Here is a 14,790-nt window from a genome sequence, read left to right on the forward strand (position 1 = left end):
CAAAAAAGGCGGGCCCGATGGCCCGCCCCTGATGCTACGCCGTTGCCGGCCCCGGCAGCATGCGCCGAAGGTGGGGGTCACTGTGCGGAATCGGGTGCCCGACGCCGCGCGGCGATATCAGAACTTCGCGCGCAGGTTGAACAGCACGCGGCGCGGTTCGCCCCAGTAGCCCGCGTTGAAGAAGCCGACGTTGCGGTAATAGACCTTGTCGAACAGGTTGGTGACCGTCACGCCCACGCTCAGGTTGTCGTTGATGCGGTAGCGGCCCATCAGGTCGAACAGCACGTAGCCGCCCTGGCTCATCCTGCCGGTGGCGGTCACCGGGGTGCCGTTGGCATTGAATCGGCCGGTGGGGATCGGCTGCATCTGGTAGATCTCGCTCTGCACGCTGAAGCCGCCGCCAACCGTCCACTGGCCGTGGCTGTAGGTGGTGTTGAAGCGCGCCAGGTGCATCGGGCTGGTGCTGGCGAAGCGGCTGCCATCGGGGTTGCTGCTGTAGCTGTAGGTGTAGCCGCCGGTCATGCTCCAGTGGTCGGTGATCGAGCCGGACACTTCGAACTCGCCGCCTTGGGTCGTGATGCCCTTGCTGGCGATGTAGGGCGAGCTGCCATCGGGCAGCTTGATCTCGCCGCCGTTCGGGTCGAGCTCGGCCACGTTGTCCTGCTTCATGTAGAAGCCGTTCAACGAGGTGTACAGGCGGCCGCCGAAGAATTCACCCTTCAGGCCGTACTCGTAGTTGCCGCCGGTGGTCGGGTCGAGCAGCTGGTTGTTGATGTCGCGGCGCGCGGTGGCCTGGAACACGTCGGAGTAGCTGACGAAGCCGGTGATGCTGCTGCTGAGGTCATACAGCACGCCCACGTACGGGGTCAGCTCGTGCGCGGTGGTGCGCGCGCTGCGGCTGGTGAACACACCGTTGACGTCGTAGTTGTCGGAGGTGGTGCGGTAATCCGAATAACGCGCACCGGCGATGATCTTCAGCGGGTCGATCGGGTTCAGGCGCACGGCGGCGTAGTAGCCGGTCTCGGTGGTGTTCACCGTGCTGGACGGAATGCCGTAGTTGTAGGTGGTCGGCTTGCCGATGTTGCCATCCCACTCGTAGATGCTGGGGAAGGCAGCGACGTTGTACGGGCGCGAGGTGATGCCGGCGCGGATGGTGTCCAGGTCGCGGTCGTAGTGGTTGATGCCCACGACCAGCTCATGCGAACGGCCGAACAGCTGGAACGGGCCGGAGGCGTACAGGTCGAACGCATCCTCGCGCGTCTCGGACACCGAGTAGGTGTCGGCGATGCGCAGGCCGAGGCCGGTCACCGCATCGGCCCAGTTGCCGGTGTTGGAGCCGGCCATCAGCAGCGAGTCGGTGTCGGTGGCGCGGTGGTTGTAGGCGAGGCGACCGCTCCAGCCGGCGCCGAGCTGCTGTTCCAGGGTGGCGAAGTAGTTGGTGCTCTCGCGGTTCCATTCGTTCCAGCGCGCCGCGGCGCTGTAGGAGCGCGGCATGTGCGCACGCGTGCCATCGCGGAAGTACAGCGGCGAGGCGCTCCACGCACCGCCATCGGAGCCGGTCTTCAGGTAATCGATGCCGGCGCGCAGGCGGGTGCTGTTGGTCAGGTCGGCTTCGATCACACCGTACAGGCTGGGCGACTTGTCATGCTGGAAGCGCACCCAGCTTTCCTTGTCGGTGTAGGCGCCGACGAAGCGTCCACGCACGCGGCCGCCCTTGCTGAGCGGGCCGGAGACATCCACTTCGGCACGCTTGTAATCCCACGAACCGGCGCTGAGGCTGGTGCTGGCCTGGAAGGTCTCGGTCGGGCGCTTGCGCACCATGTTGACCGTGGCCGACGGATTGCCAGAGCCGGTGACCAGGCCGCTGGCGCCGCGCACCACTTCGATGCGTTCGTAGATGGAGGTATCGCTGAGGATCGAGTTGCCGCCCGCACCGGTTGTGTAGTTGGTGGGGATGCCGTCGAACATGAAGTTGTTGATGGCAAAGCCGCGCGCGTTGAACAGCGTGCGGTTGCTGTCGTAGGACTGGATGGTGACACCCGGGGTCTGCTGCAGCACCTCGGAAATGGTGATGAGGTTGAAGTCCTCGATGCGCTGGCGGGTGAACACGGTCAGCGACTGCGGGGTTTCGCGCAGGGTCAGCGGCAGCTTGGTGGCGGTGTTGGTGCCGTACACCTGGTAGCCCTCGGTGCGCTGGGTGACCATCACCCGGTCCAGTTCGGTGGTGGTCGGCGCGCTGTCCTGGGCAAAAGCCGGCGCGACGGCGCAGGCGAGCGACAAGGCGAGGGCGTTCCGGCGCAGGGCGCCAGAGGAAGGCTGATACATGGTGGAACCTCGGTTTCTAGATCAGGAACGGGAAGACGGGCGTGGCGCCGGCTTGGCCGGGCTGCGGAAACTGAGCCAGAGCACCATCGCCCCGGCACCGGCGGCGAGCACGCCGCACCAACCAACAAATCCCTGTGCAATGCCCCAGGCGGCGATGCTGGCCAGCAGGCTGGCGAGCAGCCCCAGCACGCCCAGCACCTGCAGCAGGCGACGGCGCGAGGTGGGCGGCGCATGGCCGGCCACATCGCGGTGATGGCGTTCCATCGCCATCGCCAGGCAGGCGAAGGCGGCGGCGGCCAGCAGCAGGGCGAGCACGCTCATGCGCCGGCCTCGGCAGCGGCGGGGGCGCCCGCGCGTGCGGCGCGCGGCTTGCGCTGTGCCGGCACGAAACGATGCACCTTGCGTGCGGCCCACAGCAGGCCGGCGCCGATCAGCAGCAGGCCGATATCGATGCCGGCCTTGGCACCATCACCGGCAGCAAGCGCGGATACCGCGCCACCCTGCCAGGCGACCAGGTTGTACAGCGGCAGGCCCAGGGCCAGCACGCCGGCCAGCGCCAGCTGCTCGACCCAGCCGCGACGCGGTGCGCGCAGCATGGCGTGCACCACGCAGGCCGCCCAGGCGTAGAAGAACACTTTCACTTCGGCATCGCTGCGGTTGGCCACGTCCAGCGGCAGCAGGCGGTTGCCCCAGAGGAAGGCCAGCATCGCGACCGGCAGGCCGGTGACGAAACCGATATTCAGGCGTTCGACGATGCGGAAGCCCAGATGCGGGCGCGCCGGATCGGGCAGCTGGGTGCGGCGTTTCACCGTCCACAGCACCAGCCCGGTGGCCACCATCAGGGTGCCGGCCACGCCGGACAGGAAGAACAGCCAGCGCATCGTGGTGGGCGCGAAGCGCGCTGCATGCAGGCCGATCATGCCGTCGCGGGTGATGACCGCGGCCGAGCGCGGTGCAGCGGCATCCAGCAGGTTGCCGCGCGCATCGAAGCTGAGCGCGTCGGCGGCGCCGGCAATCTGGTCGCCCTGCTGGCGACGCACGCTGATGCGCATCGCCGCGTCGGAAGGATGTTCGATCTGCAGCGAGGCCGCATGACCGCCGCCCCATTGCACTTCGGCACGACGCAGCACCTCGGCCAGCGCTGGCGGCGTCGCGGCCACGCCACTGGCCTCGGCCTTCTCCGCGCGCGGGAACAGTTCGGCGAAGAACGCATCGCGGCCGCCGGGGTAGTTGGCATCCACCGCCCACGGCATGTACAGCGTCATCAGGGTGATCAGGCCGGTGTAGGTGATCATCAGATGGAACGGCAGCGACAGCACCGCCAGCGCGTTGTGGCCATCCAGCCAGCTGCGCTGGCCCTTGCCGCGACGGAAGGTGAAGAAGTCGGTGAAGATCTTCTTGTGGGTGATCACGCCGCTGATCAGGGCGATCAGCATCAGCATCGAACACGCACTGATGAACCAGCGCGCCCACAGCACCGGCACGTAGTGCAGGTCGAAGTGCAGGCGGTAGAAGAAGTTGCCACCGCGCGTCTCGCGCACCTGCACCGGCTTGCCATCCGCATCCAGCGTGGCCTGGTTGGGATTGCGCTGGCCGCGGCGGCGTTCCTTTTCGCCCTGCGGCTGCCAGCTGACCGAGGTCGCGCTGCTGCGTGCGTCGGGCAGTTCGATGCTCCAGCGCTGCGCGTCCGGCGCGGTGCGGGCAAGGAACTGCTGGGCCTGGGTGACCGCGGTTGCGCTGCTGGCGGGCAGGCCGATTTCCGGCTGCATCCAGCGGGTCAGTTCTTCCTTCCAGTACGCGGCGGTGCCGGCGATGAAGATCAGGAACAGCACCCAGCCGACCACCAGGCCCGACCAGGTATGCAGCACCGACTGCGATTGGCGGATGCCACCGAGATTGCTCATGCCACACCCCCGCGCAGCAGCCAGGCCAGCAGCGCGCCCAGACCACCGGCAAGCAGCAGGCCCAGCGTGGCGCGCAGGGTGCTGCGGGCTGCATAGGCCCAGATGGCGGCCAGCGCATAGACCACGAACGCGGCCATGGTGGCGACCAGGGTGGCATCGGCCTTGGCGCCGGGCAGCAGGCGCGCCAGTGCGGCGGCCCAGCAGGCGGCCACGGCGTACCCGCCCAGCAGGCCGAGCAGGCCACGGGCCCACAGCAGGGCATGGCCGCTACCGCGCGGCATGCGCTTGGCCGGCGCAGCGCCGGTGGCAGGAGAGGAGGAAGATGCGGCCATGGCCGATGTCAATAGGAATCGTATGCAATTGCGAGCGAATGCTATTTGACACCGGTAGCTGTGTCGAGTCCCCCATTCGGGTGATGTGCCCTTCTATCAGAGCTTGCGGACGACCGTCTGCTCGGGGGCGATGGCGTGGCCGGCGGCGTCCTGCGGCTGCATGTGGGGCAGGGCGGCGCCGCTGGTGCGCTCGATCAGGGTGGAATGCGCTTCGCCGGGGGCGAAACGATGCCGTTCGCCCCATTGGCGCAGGGCGACCAGCAGCGGGAACAGGTCGCGACCGGCGGCCGTCAGCACATAGTCCTGGTAGGCGCTGCCATCGGCCGCTGGCTGCTGCACCAGCAGGCCGGCCTCGACCAGCCGGCGCAGGCGGTCGCTGAGGATGTTGCGGGCCGCGCCGAGGCTGCGCTGGAAATCACCGAAGCGGGTGATGCCGTCGAAGGCATCGCGGATCACCAGCAGCGCCCAGCGGTCGCCGAGCAGGTCGGCACTGCGGGCCACGGGGCAGGGGCTGTCGGCATGCATGGCGGGCTCCACCGGGATATCTGGTTGCAGTTTAAAACCAGTGGCGCTACCGTGCATCCAGTTTCAAAATGCAACCACAAAGATGAGCCTCCCCGTATCGCGGCCACTGCTCGGCCTGCTGGCGGTCGCCGCCGGCGCCAGCGTGGCCAATGTCTACTACGCGCAACCTCTGCTGGAACGGCTGGCCCAGGCCTTCGCCCTCGACACGGCCGTGGCCGGCGCGGTGCTGGCGGCTACCCAGGCCGGCAGCGTGCTGGCCCTGCTCGGGCTGTTGCCGCTGGCCGACCGTGGCGACCGCCGGCGCCTGCTGCGGGTGCAGTTGCTGGCCCTGGTGGCCGCGCTCCTGCTGCTGGCGGCTGCGCAGACGGCGGCGTGGTTGCTGGCCGGCATGCTGCTGGCCGGGCTGCTGGGCACGGCACTCACCCAGGGGCTGATCGCCTACACGGCCCAGCTGGCGCCGGCCGAACAGCGCGGGCGCATGGTCGGCGCCGTGCAGGGCGGAGTGTTCATCGGCCTGCTGTCGGCGCGCGTGCTGTCCGGCAGCGTGGCCGCCGTGGCCGGCTGGCGTGCGGTCTACCTGCTGTCCGCCGTGTTGATGGCGGCGTTGGCGCTGCTGCTGTGGCGACGCCTGCCGGCCCTCCCGGTGCCGCTGGTGCCGCCGTCATGGCGCACGCTGCTGGCGTCGATGGCCAGGTTGCTGCGCGACGACCGCACGCTGCGTGAGCGCGGGCCGCTGGCGCTGCTGTTGTTTGCCGGCCTCAACGTGTTCTGGGCGGCGGTGCCGCTGCCGCTGTCGGCGCCGCCGTTGCACTGGTCCACTGCCGCGATCGGTGCATTGGGCCTGGCTGGCATCGTCGGTGCGCTGTTGGCGGGCCGGGTCGGCCACTGGATGGATCGCGGTTTCGCCGTGCGCGTCAGCCTCGCTGCGCTGCTGCTGATGCTGGCAGCGTGGTGGCCGCTGCTGGGGTTGCCGCACTCACTGGTGCTGCTGTTGCTGGGCGTGGTGCTGCTGGACCTGGGCGGGCAGGCTTTGCACGTATCCAACCAAGCGCTGCTGCTGCGTGCACCGGTCGAACAGCATGGCCGCCTGGTGGCGCTGTACATGCTGTTCTATGCGGTCGGCAGTGGCGTGGGTGCGACCGCCGGCACCTGGATGCAGGCACGCCACGGTTGGCATGCGGTGTGCCTGCTGGGCGCGGGCATCGCGGTGCTGGCGCTGCTGTGGTGGCTGTGGTGCCGTGCGCGCCGCCGCCCCTGCGACGCGCTGTAGCGTTCAGCGCAGGGCGCGACGACCGGGTGCCTCGGGCAGTGCGGCATCGGCCAGCACGACGCGGTTGCGGCCGCTGCGCTTGGCGGCATACATCGCCGCATCGGCACGGGCCATCAGCCGCTCGTAATCCGGGTGGCCGTCGTGGCCGGCGACGCCGATGCTGGCACTCAGGTCCAGCACCTGGCCATTGGGCAGGCTGACTGGCGACTGCGCGATCTGCCGGCGCAGGCTCTCGGCAATCACCATCGCCTGCGATTCGCTGGCGGCCACCAGCACCACCACGAACTCCTCGCCGCCGTAGCGGAACAGGTAATCGCTGCCACGGGTCAGCTGGCCAAGCAGCGCAGCGACATGCTGCAACGCGCGGTCGCCGGCATCGTGGCCGTGGCCGTCGTTGATCGCCTTGAAGTGGTCCAGGTCGAGCAGCAGCAACGAGAACGGCGTCTGGTTGCGGGTGGCCAGCTCGATCTCCCGGCGCAGTACCGTCGGCAGGAAACGGCGGTTGAGCAGGTTGGTCAGCGCATCGCTGCCGGCATCGAGTTCGCCGATGCGTTCAAACAGCAGCGTCATCAGGCTGCGGATGGTGGCTAGGTCTTCGCGGATCGGCGGCAGCACGGCCAAGCGCTGGGCGGTGTCATCGTCCTGGGCGCGCAGCAGGCAGGCATCGATGCGTGCGACCAGGCGCGACACCTGCTGCGTCTCGCTGCTTTCGCCGAAGCTGGGAATGCCTTTGTGGGTGAACCACAGGCCGAACTCGGACGTGGCCAGGCTGGCGCCCTCGCCATCGCAGGCGTGGCCGGCCAGGGTGTAGAGCAGGGTGTTTTCCCAGTCCAGCAACAGCGCCCGCTGACGTTCGCGCTCGGTGCTCACGTTCTGCACCAGCGAAAACAGGCGATAGGCCGCATCGGTACGCGAGGAGCGCTCGCGGGCATGGGTATAGGCCAGCGTCATGCCTTCCATGGCGATGTCCATGGTCGCGCTGAGGCAGTCGATGGCCGCGAACGCGGTGTCGCTGTCGCAGGCCTGCTGACGCAGGCGCACGAACAGTTCGTGCTTGAGTACGCGCGCGCCGCGGGTCACCAGATCCACCGGAATGCCCACCCGCGCATGCACGTCGCCGATCACCCGCTGTGCGGCCACTGCGGCGGCCACGCCCTCGGTACCGGTGCACAGCAACTGGCTCAACCAGCGCTGCATCGCCGGCTGCAGGCGCTGCTTCACCTGTTCGTGGGACAGGAAGCGGCGTGCACGCGCATCGTCCAGCAGTACTTCATAGAAGCGCTGGGCGAGCAGCGGCGGGGCATCCTCGGCGACACGGCGCAGCAATGCAGTGGCAGCGCTGCCAGCCTGCAGCAGGCACTGCTGCCAGGCTTCGGCCAGCGGTTGGCTGGCTTCATCCAGTTGGGGGGTATCCACGTTGTTGTCCGGCAGCGTACAGCAGACCACCGGTATCGGCAGCGCGGGCGTACGGTTGAAGGGAGTGAGCAGCGCAGTGTAAGCCCGATGGGGCGTGCACGCCTGCAATGTTATAAACAGCGTAATAGTCTCCCGCGCCCGCCGCGCGTAGCCTGACCGCATTGCACAGGAGCTTTGCCATGGGTCACGACCACGATCACCTGCCATCGGAAATCCGCCACGAGAAGCCGTTGTGGTGGGCGCTTGGGCTGACCACCACGTTCCTGGTGGTGGAAGTGGTGGGGGCATTCTGGACCAACAGCCTGGCGCTGTTGTCCGATGCCGCGCACATGGCCACCGATACGCTGGCGCTGATGATCGCGCTGGTCGCGGTGCGCTTGAGCCGGCGCCCGCCCGATGCGCGCCGCACCTACGGCTATGCCCGGCTGGAAGCGCTGGGCGCGATGATCAACGGCGCGATGCTGTTCGTGGTGGCCGGCTACATTCTGTGGGAAGCCATTGCGCGCTTCCGCCAGCCGCAGGAGATCGCGTCCACCGGCATGCTGGTGATCGCGGCCTTCGGCCTGGTCATCAATCTCATTTCCATGCGGCTGCTTCAGGCCGGCAGTGGTGAAAGCCTCAACGTGAAGGGCGCCTACCTGGAAGTGTGGGCCGACATGCTGGGCTCGGTGGCGGTGATCGTCGGTGCGCTGCTGATCCGCTGGACCGGCTGGAAGCCGATCGATCCGATCCTGGCCGTGCTGATCGGTCTGTGGGTGCTGCCGCGCACTTGGGTGCTGATGCGCGAGGCGATCAACGTGCTGCTGGAAGGCGTGCCCAAGGGCACCGACGTGGCCAAGGTGCGCGCGGGCCTGGGCGCGCATGCCGCCGTGCTGGACGTGCATGACCTGCACATCTGGGCACTGGCATCGAGCACGCCGGCGCTGACCGCGCACGTGGTGATGCGTGATGGCACCGATGCCGATGCGCTGCGCCGCGAACTGGGAGCGCGTCTGCACGAGGAGTTCGGCATCGATCATGTGACCCTGCAGATCGAGGCGGACCATTGTGGCGAAGCCTGCGGGCAGCCGGTGAAGCACGCGCATGACCATGATCATGACCATGACCCTGATGCGCAGGGACATCATGGCCACGTGCACCGGTAAAAAATCCCGACTGGGTCACGTCGGCTGGGTAGAGTCGACTGCTAGTCGACTGCTCTTGGCGGAAAGCCCCGAAAATCCCGCGCTGCGCGCGATAGTCGACTAGCAGTCGGCTCTACCCTCATCGCGGCGCGAAGCCAGCCGGTCTGCCAGCCGCGTCGGTTCGGGCAGCCGGTAGCCACGCAGCGTGCGCTGTACCCAGGCCAGCGCGGTATCGGCGCTGACCCGATGGCCGCCGGCCACGAACAACGGCCTGCAGCGGATCTTGCTGCGCAGCACCCAGCCCAGCTGCTCGTCGCCGTCCAGCAACGGCGTGTGCGCGCCGGCTTCTGCGCCGGGCTCTTCGAAGCGCCCCACCAGCTTCGACTTCGCCACGCCGATAGTGGGCAGGTCGGTCACTACGCCCAGGTGTGACGCCACGCCCAGCCGCCGCGGGTGGCTGATGCCATGGCCATCGACGAACACCAGGTCCGGCGTGCGCGGCAGCTGTGCCAACGCGGCCAGCAGGGCCGGCAGTTCGCGGAAACTGAGCAGGCCGGGGATGTAGGGCATGACCGTGGGAATGCGTGCGATCTCCTGCGCCACCGGCTGCAGGGTGCGGGCATCCAGCAATACCGCTGCGGCGCGGGTGGTGGCGCCGTCATCCTCGAAGCCCACGTCCAGCCCGGCCAGCCAGCGCACCGTGCGCGGCAGGCGGTCCTGGCGCTCCACGCGGCTGGCCAGCTTCCGCTGTTGTTCGCGGGCGTCGGCGACGCTGCCTTGCCAGCGCCCGGGGTCGATCACGGTCTTCATCGGCCCGCAGCATGGCATGGCCGCCGCCACGGCGCGGTGAGCGCCGGCGGGGCTACAATGGCCGCCTGCCTTTCCTCGCGTTGGAGATCCTGCAGTGACCCGTAAACTCGTACTGTTGCGCCACGGCCAGAGCCAGTGGAACCTGGACAACCGCTTCACCGGCTGGGTCGATGTCGATCTGACCGACCAGGGCCGCAGCGAGGCCGCCAACGCCGGCCGCCTGATGCGCGAAGAAGGCCTGCAGTTTGACGTCGCCCACACCTCGGTGCTCAAGCGCGCCATCCACACCCTGCAGGGTGCGCTGGCCGAACTGGGCCAGGACTGGCTGCCGGTCAACAAGTCCTGGCGCCTCAACGAGCGCCACTACGGCGGCCTGCAGGGCCTGGACAAGGCCGAGACCGCTGCCAAGCACGGCGAGGACCAGGTCAAGGTGTGGCGTCGTTCGTACGACATCCCGCCGCCGCCGATGGAGCTGGAAGATCCGGGCCACCCGATCCACGACCGCCGTTACGCCGGCCTGGACCGCAATGCACTGCCGGGTACCGAATCGCTGGCGACCACGCTGGACCGCGTGCTGCCGTACTGGCACGACGCCATCGCGCCGCAGCTGAAGGACGGCAAGACCGTGCTGGTCACCGCGCACGGCAACTCGCTGCGCGCGCTGTACAAGTACCTCAACAACGTCTCGCGCGAGGAAATCCTCGAGCTGAACATCCCGACCGGCATCCCGCTGCTGTTCGAACTGAACGACGACCTGACCGTGAAGTCGTTCCGCTACCTGGGCGACCCGGAAGCCGCCCGCAAGGCCGCTGAAGCCGTGGCCAACCAGGGCAAGGCGAAATAAAACTGAAGGCCGGCGCAAGCCGGCCTTTCGTTTTGTAGAGTCGAGCCATGCTCGACTGCTTTGATGTCGTGCGAAAGGCGCAGTCGAGCATGGCTCGACTCTACAGGGGCTGGCCCTGTGACCTTTGCTGGACGATGCCCAGCGCTTCGCTGACGTCAACGTAGGCGTAGCCATCTTCCCAGGGGTAGCGGTGATCGGCGTCCGGAAGGAACATCACCACGGCATCGAGCGGTGTTTCCGGGGCGTGTCGAAGGGCCATTCCGAGGTATTCCCGATGGAACCGGGGATCGACGCGCTTGAAGATGACGTCGTATCCCCCTGACAGGACGTCGCCATTCCTGATGCCTGGCTGTATCCGATGCCCCTCGGCGAGCATCGCGGCGCAGGCACTGAGCAGAGCATGCGCCCTGTCACGGGGCATGTTGAAGACCATGACTTCGGGTGCCTGGTGGCACTGGTTGAAGCCGATGGTGTAGGAAAAAGGGACTTGGTCGGGGTGCTCTGGCTGGACGTGCAGGCAATGCCACCCGTAGCGCTGGATATGCTCGGCCACGGTCTCATCGCGGTGTGTCTGTCTGTCGGCCATGTGCTTCAAACGGGTGTCGTGGGGCGATACCTGTCAGTCTGGCATAGCGCCAGCAGTGTGCGGCATGGTTGAAACCCTTCGCATCAGGGGCGAATGAACGCCATTACGGCGGCCTGTTGTAGCGTCGAGCCATGCTCGACTGACGCCATCGCAACCCAGTAGAGCCACCCCATGGGTGGCTGCATCCGTCTGCTAGGAAGGACCCCGCAGGCGCGCCCTCGGAGGCTGCAATGCAGCAATGTCGATGACGTGGTCCTGGCAGATCACTTGATAGTGCGCGAATGGGCCGGGGTAACGGCTATCAGCGAAGGTGACATGGTCCAGATAATCGAGGAACTTCGACCGGCTGTAGCGGCGGAACCGGTTGCCGCTCCAGGCTTCGGAGTCGTCCCAGCTCTTGTAGGACTCGTTGTGCACGACATAGCTGATGTAGTGGTCCCATACCAGCTCGAAGCATTGCGAATCGGAGGTCATCTCTATCGCTCGCACGCCATCGATCCAATGTCCCTGGCCGAGATCCACCCGGCGGGGCTCTCCTGTCACCCGTCCCTCCTCGATGACCAGCCGCAGACAGTTGGCCTCCGGTTCGCCAATATCCGTCAGGAACAGATAATCGCAGCCGTCAAGCGCCAGTAGCAGCGCAGTTTCGTCCATGGGCGCGAGTTCCGGTGATCGGGAAGACAAGAATACCGGCATGTAGTTGGTTGGCGATGCCACGACCCCTGTGACCTTTGGCCGGTCCCCCACCGCGCCGCGCCCGCTACGCTGGACGATTCGCCGTCGGAGAGAGACTCCATGAACGTCCGCAACCTGGTCCCGCTGGGCCTGACCATCGCCATCGCTGCGTCGCTGGCTGCCTGTGGCAAGAACGAAACCGCGCCGGCCGCCACCGCCGATGCCAAGCCGGCCTTCGATCAGTCGCAGATCAAGACCCCGCTGATCTCGCTGAACAGCGCCGACCTGGATCCGTCCATCGCCGCCTGTACCGACCTCAACGGCTTCGTCAACAGCAAGTGGCTGAAGGCCAACCCGGTGCCGGGCGACCAGACCACCTGGGGCAGCTTCGAGATCCTGCGCGAGCGCTCGCTGGAAGTGCAGCACGCGCTGGTCGAGCAGGCCGCCGCCAGCCAGGCCAAGGCCGGCTCGGTGGAAGCCAAGATCGGTGACATCTGGAAGACCGGCAACGACGAAGCGAAGATCGAGGCCGCCGGCCTGACCCCGCTGCAGCCGCAGCTGGACAAGATCGCCGCGCTGAACGACACCGCCGCCATCACCCAGTACCTGCGCGACAGCCAGGCCGAAGGCAAGGGCGTGCTGTTCTCGCTGTTCGGCAATGCCGACTACAAGGATTCGGCCAACGTCATCGCCTACGTCGGCCAGGGCGGCCTGGGTCTGCCGGAGAAGGGCTACTACTTCGACGAATCGCAGGCCAAGATCCGTGAGGCCTACGTGGCCTACATCGCCCAGGTGCTGACCCTGTCGGGCATGGACGCGGCGCAGGCCGGCGAGCAGGCCAAGGCCGTGATGGCCTTTGAAACCCGCCTGGCCAAGGCCTCGATGTCGCGCATCGAAATGCGTGACCCGGCCAAGCGCTACAACCCGCTCAGCGCTGCCGACGCCGACAAGCTGACCCCGAACTTCAGCTGGACCGCGCTGTTCGACACCCTGAAGGTGCCGGCCGCGCAGAAGTTCTCGCTGGCGCAGCCGGGCTTCTTCGGTGAAATGGACAAGATGCTGGCCGACGTGCCGGCCAGCACCTGGCAGGCCTACCTGCGCTTCCACACCGTGGATGACGCATCGCCGTACCTGAGCAGCCAGTTCGAGAAGGCCAACTTCGACTTCTACAGCACCACCCTGCGTGGCCAGAAGGAAATGCAGCCGCGCTGGAAGCGCGTGCTGGAATCGGTGAACGGTGGCATGGGCGAAGCCCTGGGCCAGCTGTACGTTGATGCCGTGTTCCCGGCCGAATCGAAGGTGGCTATGCAGCACCTGGTGGAGAACCTGTCGCAGGCACTGAAGGCGCGCCTGGAGCAGCTGCCGTGGATGGGCGAGGAAACCAAGAAGAAGGCACTGGAAAAGTGGGCCAGCTTCACCCCGAAGATCGGTTACCCGGACAAGTGGCGTGACTGGGCGGGCCTGCAGACCAACGGTGACAGCTACCTGGGCAACATGCAGGCGGCGCGCGCGTTCAACTACCGCTACATGCTGGACAAGATCGGCAAGCCGGTGGACAAGACCGAGTGGGGCATGACCCCGCAGACCGTCAACGCCTACTACAACGCCACCAAGAACGAGATCGTGTTCCCGGCCGCCATCCTGCAGGCGCCGTTCTTCGATGCCAAGGCCGACCCGGCGCTGAACTACGGCGGCATCGGCGCGGTCATCGGCCACGAGATGATGCACGGCTACGACGACTCGGGCAGCCAGTTCGCTGCCAACGGCAACTTCGACAACTGGTGGACCGACGGTGACCGCAAGGCCTTCACCGAGCGTACCGACAAGCTGGTCGCGCAGTTCGACGGCTATGAGTCGGTGCCGGGCGTGTTCGTGAAGGGCAAGCTGACCCTGGGCGAGAACATCGGTGACCTGGGCGGCCTGACCGTGGCGTACGACGCGCTGCAGATGGCGCTGAAGGAAGACCCGAAGGCCAACGTCGAAGTCGACGGCCACAGCCAGGATCAGCGCTTCTTCATGAACTGGGCCACCGTGTGGCGCCGCAACTTCACCGATGGCGAGCTGCGCGTGCGCCTGAACACCGATCCGCACGCACCGGCCAACTTCCGCGCCAACGGTGCACCGTCGAACATGCCGTCCTATGCCGCTGCGTTCCAGTGCAAGGCCGGTGACGCGATGGTGCGCGCCGACGACAAGCGCGTGGTGATCTGGTAATCGCCACGGCGGTTGTCTGAGTGCAGAAGGCCCCGCGAAAGCGGGGCCTTTTCTTTGCGGGGCTGGCCGGGCGGTAGAGTCGACCGTTGGTCGACTATCGCGCGCAGCGCGGGGTTTTCGCGGTCTGCGGGAAGAGCGGTCGACTAACAGTCGGCGCTACCCGGCCAGCATGTCGCGGAAACGCCTCAGCACGTACGGGTCAATCAACCCGCCGGCCTGCTCATCGAGGATGCGCAGTACCGCGTCATGCTCCATCGCCTGGCGGTAGGGGCGGGCGCTGGTCATCGCGTCGTAGGCATCGACCACGGTGAGGATGCGTGCGCCCAGCGGGATCGACTCGCCGTGCAGGCCATCGGGGTAGCCGCTGCCGTCGTGGGCTTCGTGATGGGCGCGGATCAGCCGCGCCACCGGTACTGCATCGCTGCGGCCCGTGGCCAGGAAGATGTGTTCGCCGCGCACCGGGTGCTCGCGCATGATCGCGCGATCCTCATCGGTGTGCCGGCGCGGGCTCAGCAACACGTCATCGGGAATGCCGATCTTGCCGATGTCGTGGAAGCGTGCGGCCAGGCCGACGTGCGCGCGGCTGTCGCTGTCCATGTCGCAGTGGACGGCCAGGCGCTGGGCGAGCAGGCCGACGCGGTCGCAGTGATGGCGGGTGTAGGCATCGCGCATCTGCAGCGACATCGACAGTGCATCGACCAGGCAGGCATCGGTGTGCAGCAGATCGGGAGGGTTGGAATCAAGCATGGGGGTGGCGCCGCCTTG

14 protein-coding genes are annotated in these 14,790 nt (G+C 67.2%); 4 read left to right on the forward strand and 10 right to left on the reverse strand.

Going from position 1 to position 14,790, the window contains the following annotated elements; translation table 11 throughout:
• Window positions 1-117: 117 nt before the first annotated feature.
• From C1925_RS06860 to C1925_RS06880, 5 genes are all read right to left on the reverse strand, one after another.
• On the reverse strand, window positions 118-2,325 hold the full coding sequence (locus C1925_RS06860; RefSeq protein ID WP_174213494.1) for a TonB-dependent siderophore receptor: 2,208 nt from the start codon (window positions 2,323-2,325) through the stop codon (window positions 118-120).
• Between the two features lie 21 nt (window positions 2,326-2,346).
• Window positions 2,347-2,646, reverse strand: coding sequence for a DUF3325 domain-containing protein (locus C1925_RS06865; protein WP_108768240.1), 300 nt, complete (start codon window positions 2,644-2,646; stop codon window positions 2,347-2,349).
• Window positions 2,643-4,229: a PepSY-associated TM helix domain-containing protein gene (locus C1925_RS06870; protein WP_108768241.1), complete on the reverse strand. Its 1,587-nt coding sequence runs from the start codon at window positions 4,227-4,229 to the stop codon at window positions 2,643-2,645. Before C1925_RS06870 ends, C1925_RS06865 begins: the two co-directional genes overlap by 4 nt.
• A complete protein-coding gene (locus tag C1925_RS06875) occupies window positions 4,226-4,561 on the reverse strand; it encodes a hypothetical protein (RefSeq protein WP_216821997.1) in 336 nt (111 codons plus the stop codon). Before C1925_RS06875 ends, C1925_RS06870 begins: the two co-directional genes overlap by 4 nt.
• A 96-nt stretch (window positions 4,562-4,657) precedes the next feature.
• A complete protein-coding gene (locus C1925_RS06880; RefSeq protein WP_108768242.1) occupies window positions 4,658-5,086 on the reverse strand; it encodes a helix-turn-helix domain-containing protein in 429 nt (142 codons plus the stop codon).
• A gap of 82 nt (window positions 5,087-5,168) precedes the next feature.
• On the opposite strand from C1925_RS06880, the gene C1925_RS06885 reads away from it, so the two are divergent.
• On the forward strand, window positions 5,169-6,356 hold the full coding sequence (locus C1925_RS06885; protein ID WP_108768243.1) for an MFS transporter: 1,188 nt from the start codon (window positions 5,169-5,171) through the stop codon (window positions 6,354-6,356).
• A 3-nt stretch (window positions 6,357-6,359) separates the two neighbouring features.
• Here the strand turns inward: C1925_RS06885 and C1925_RS06890 are convergent, their stop codons facing one another.
• Window positions 6,360-7,772: a GGDEF domain-containing protein gene (locus tag C1925_RS06890; RefSeq protein ID WP_108770643.1), complete on the reverse strand. Its 1,413-nt coding sequence runs from the start codon at window positions 7,770-7,772 to the stop codon at window positions 6,360-6,362.
• A gap of 179 nt (window positions 7,773-7,951) precedes the next feature.
• Here C1925_RS06890 and C1925_RS06895 point away from each other — a divergent pair, with 179 nt between their 5' ends.
• The gene (locus tag C1925_RS06895; protein WP_108768244.1) at window positions 7,952-8,917 is read left to right on the forward strand and encodes a cation diffusion facilitator family transporter; all 966 of its coding nucleotides are present in this window, start codon (window positions 7,952-7,954) and stop codon (window positions 8,915-8,917) included.
• 99 nt (window positions 8,918-9,016) lie between these two features.
• Here C1925_RS06895 and nfi read toward each other — a convergent pair whose 3' ends face one another.
• On the reverse strand, window positions 9,017-9,706 hold the full coding sequence (gene nfi, locus C1925_RS06900; protein ID WP_108768245.1) for a deoxyribonuclease V: 690 nt from the start codon (window positions 9,704-9,706) through the stop codon (window positions 9,017-9,019).
• A gap of 94 nt (window positions 9,707-9,800) precedes the next feature.
• Between nfi and gpmA the strand changes: the two genes are divergently transcribed.
• Window positions 9,801-10,550, forward strand: coding sequence for a 2,3-diphosphoglycerate-dependent phosphoglycerate mutase (gene gpmA, locus C1925_RS06905; RefSeq protein WP_108768246.1), 750 nt, complete (start codon window positions 9,801-9,803; stop codon window positions 10,548-10,550).
• Between the two features lie 100 nt (window positions 10,551-10,650).
• Here gpmA and C1925_RS06910 read toward each other — a convergent pair whose 3' ends face one another.
• Together C1925_RS06910 and C1925_RS06915 are read right to left on the reverse strand one after the other, a co-directional pair.
• Window positions 10,651-11,136: a DUF4262 domain-containing protein gene (locus tag C1925_RS06910; RefSeq protein ID WP_108768247.1), complete on the reverse strand. Its 486-nt coding sequence runs from the start codon at window positions 11,134-11,136 to the stop codon at window positions 10,651-10,653.
• A 192-nt stretch (window positions 11,137-11,328) separates the two neighbouring features.
• Window positions 11,329-11,790 (reverse strand): hypothetical protein, encoded by a 462-nt coding sequence (locus C1925_RS06915; RefSeq protein WP_108768248.1) that lies wholly within the window; start codon window positions 11,788-11,790, stop codon window positions 11,329-11,331.
• Between the two features lie 141 nt (window positions 11,791-11,931).
• Here C1925_RS06915 and C1925_RS06920 point away from each other — a divergent pair, with 141 nt between their 5' ends.
• Complete coding sequence (locus C1925_RS06920) at window positions 11,932-14,025, forward strand: M13-type metalloendopeptidase (protein WP_108768249.1); 2,094 nt, start codon at window positions 11,932-11,934, stop codon at window positions 14,023-14,025.
• A gap of 156 nt (window positions 14,026-14,181) precedes the next feature.
• Here C1925_RS06920 and C1925_RS06925 read toward each other — a convergent pair whose 3' ends face one another.
• Window positions 14,182-14,772 carry an HD domain-containing phosphohydrolase gene (locus C1925_RS06925; protein WP_108768250.1) on the reverse strand — a complete coding sequence of 197 codons (591 nt, stop codon included), beginning with the start codon at window positions 14,770-14,772 and terminating at the stop codon, window positions 14,182-14,184.
• Window positions 14,773-14,790 lie beyond the last annotated feature (18 nt).

The sequence above is a fragment of the Stenotrophomonas sp. SAU14A_NAIMI4_5 genome, from assembly GCF_003086795.1.
In the GTDB taxonomy this organism is placed as follows: domain Bacteria; phylum Pseudomonadota; class Gammaproteobacteria; order Xanthomonadales; family Xanthomonadaceae; genus Stenotrophomonas.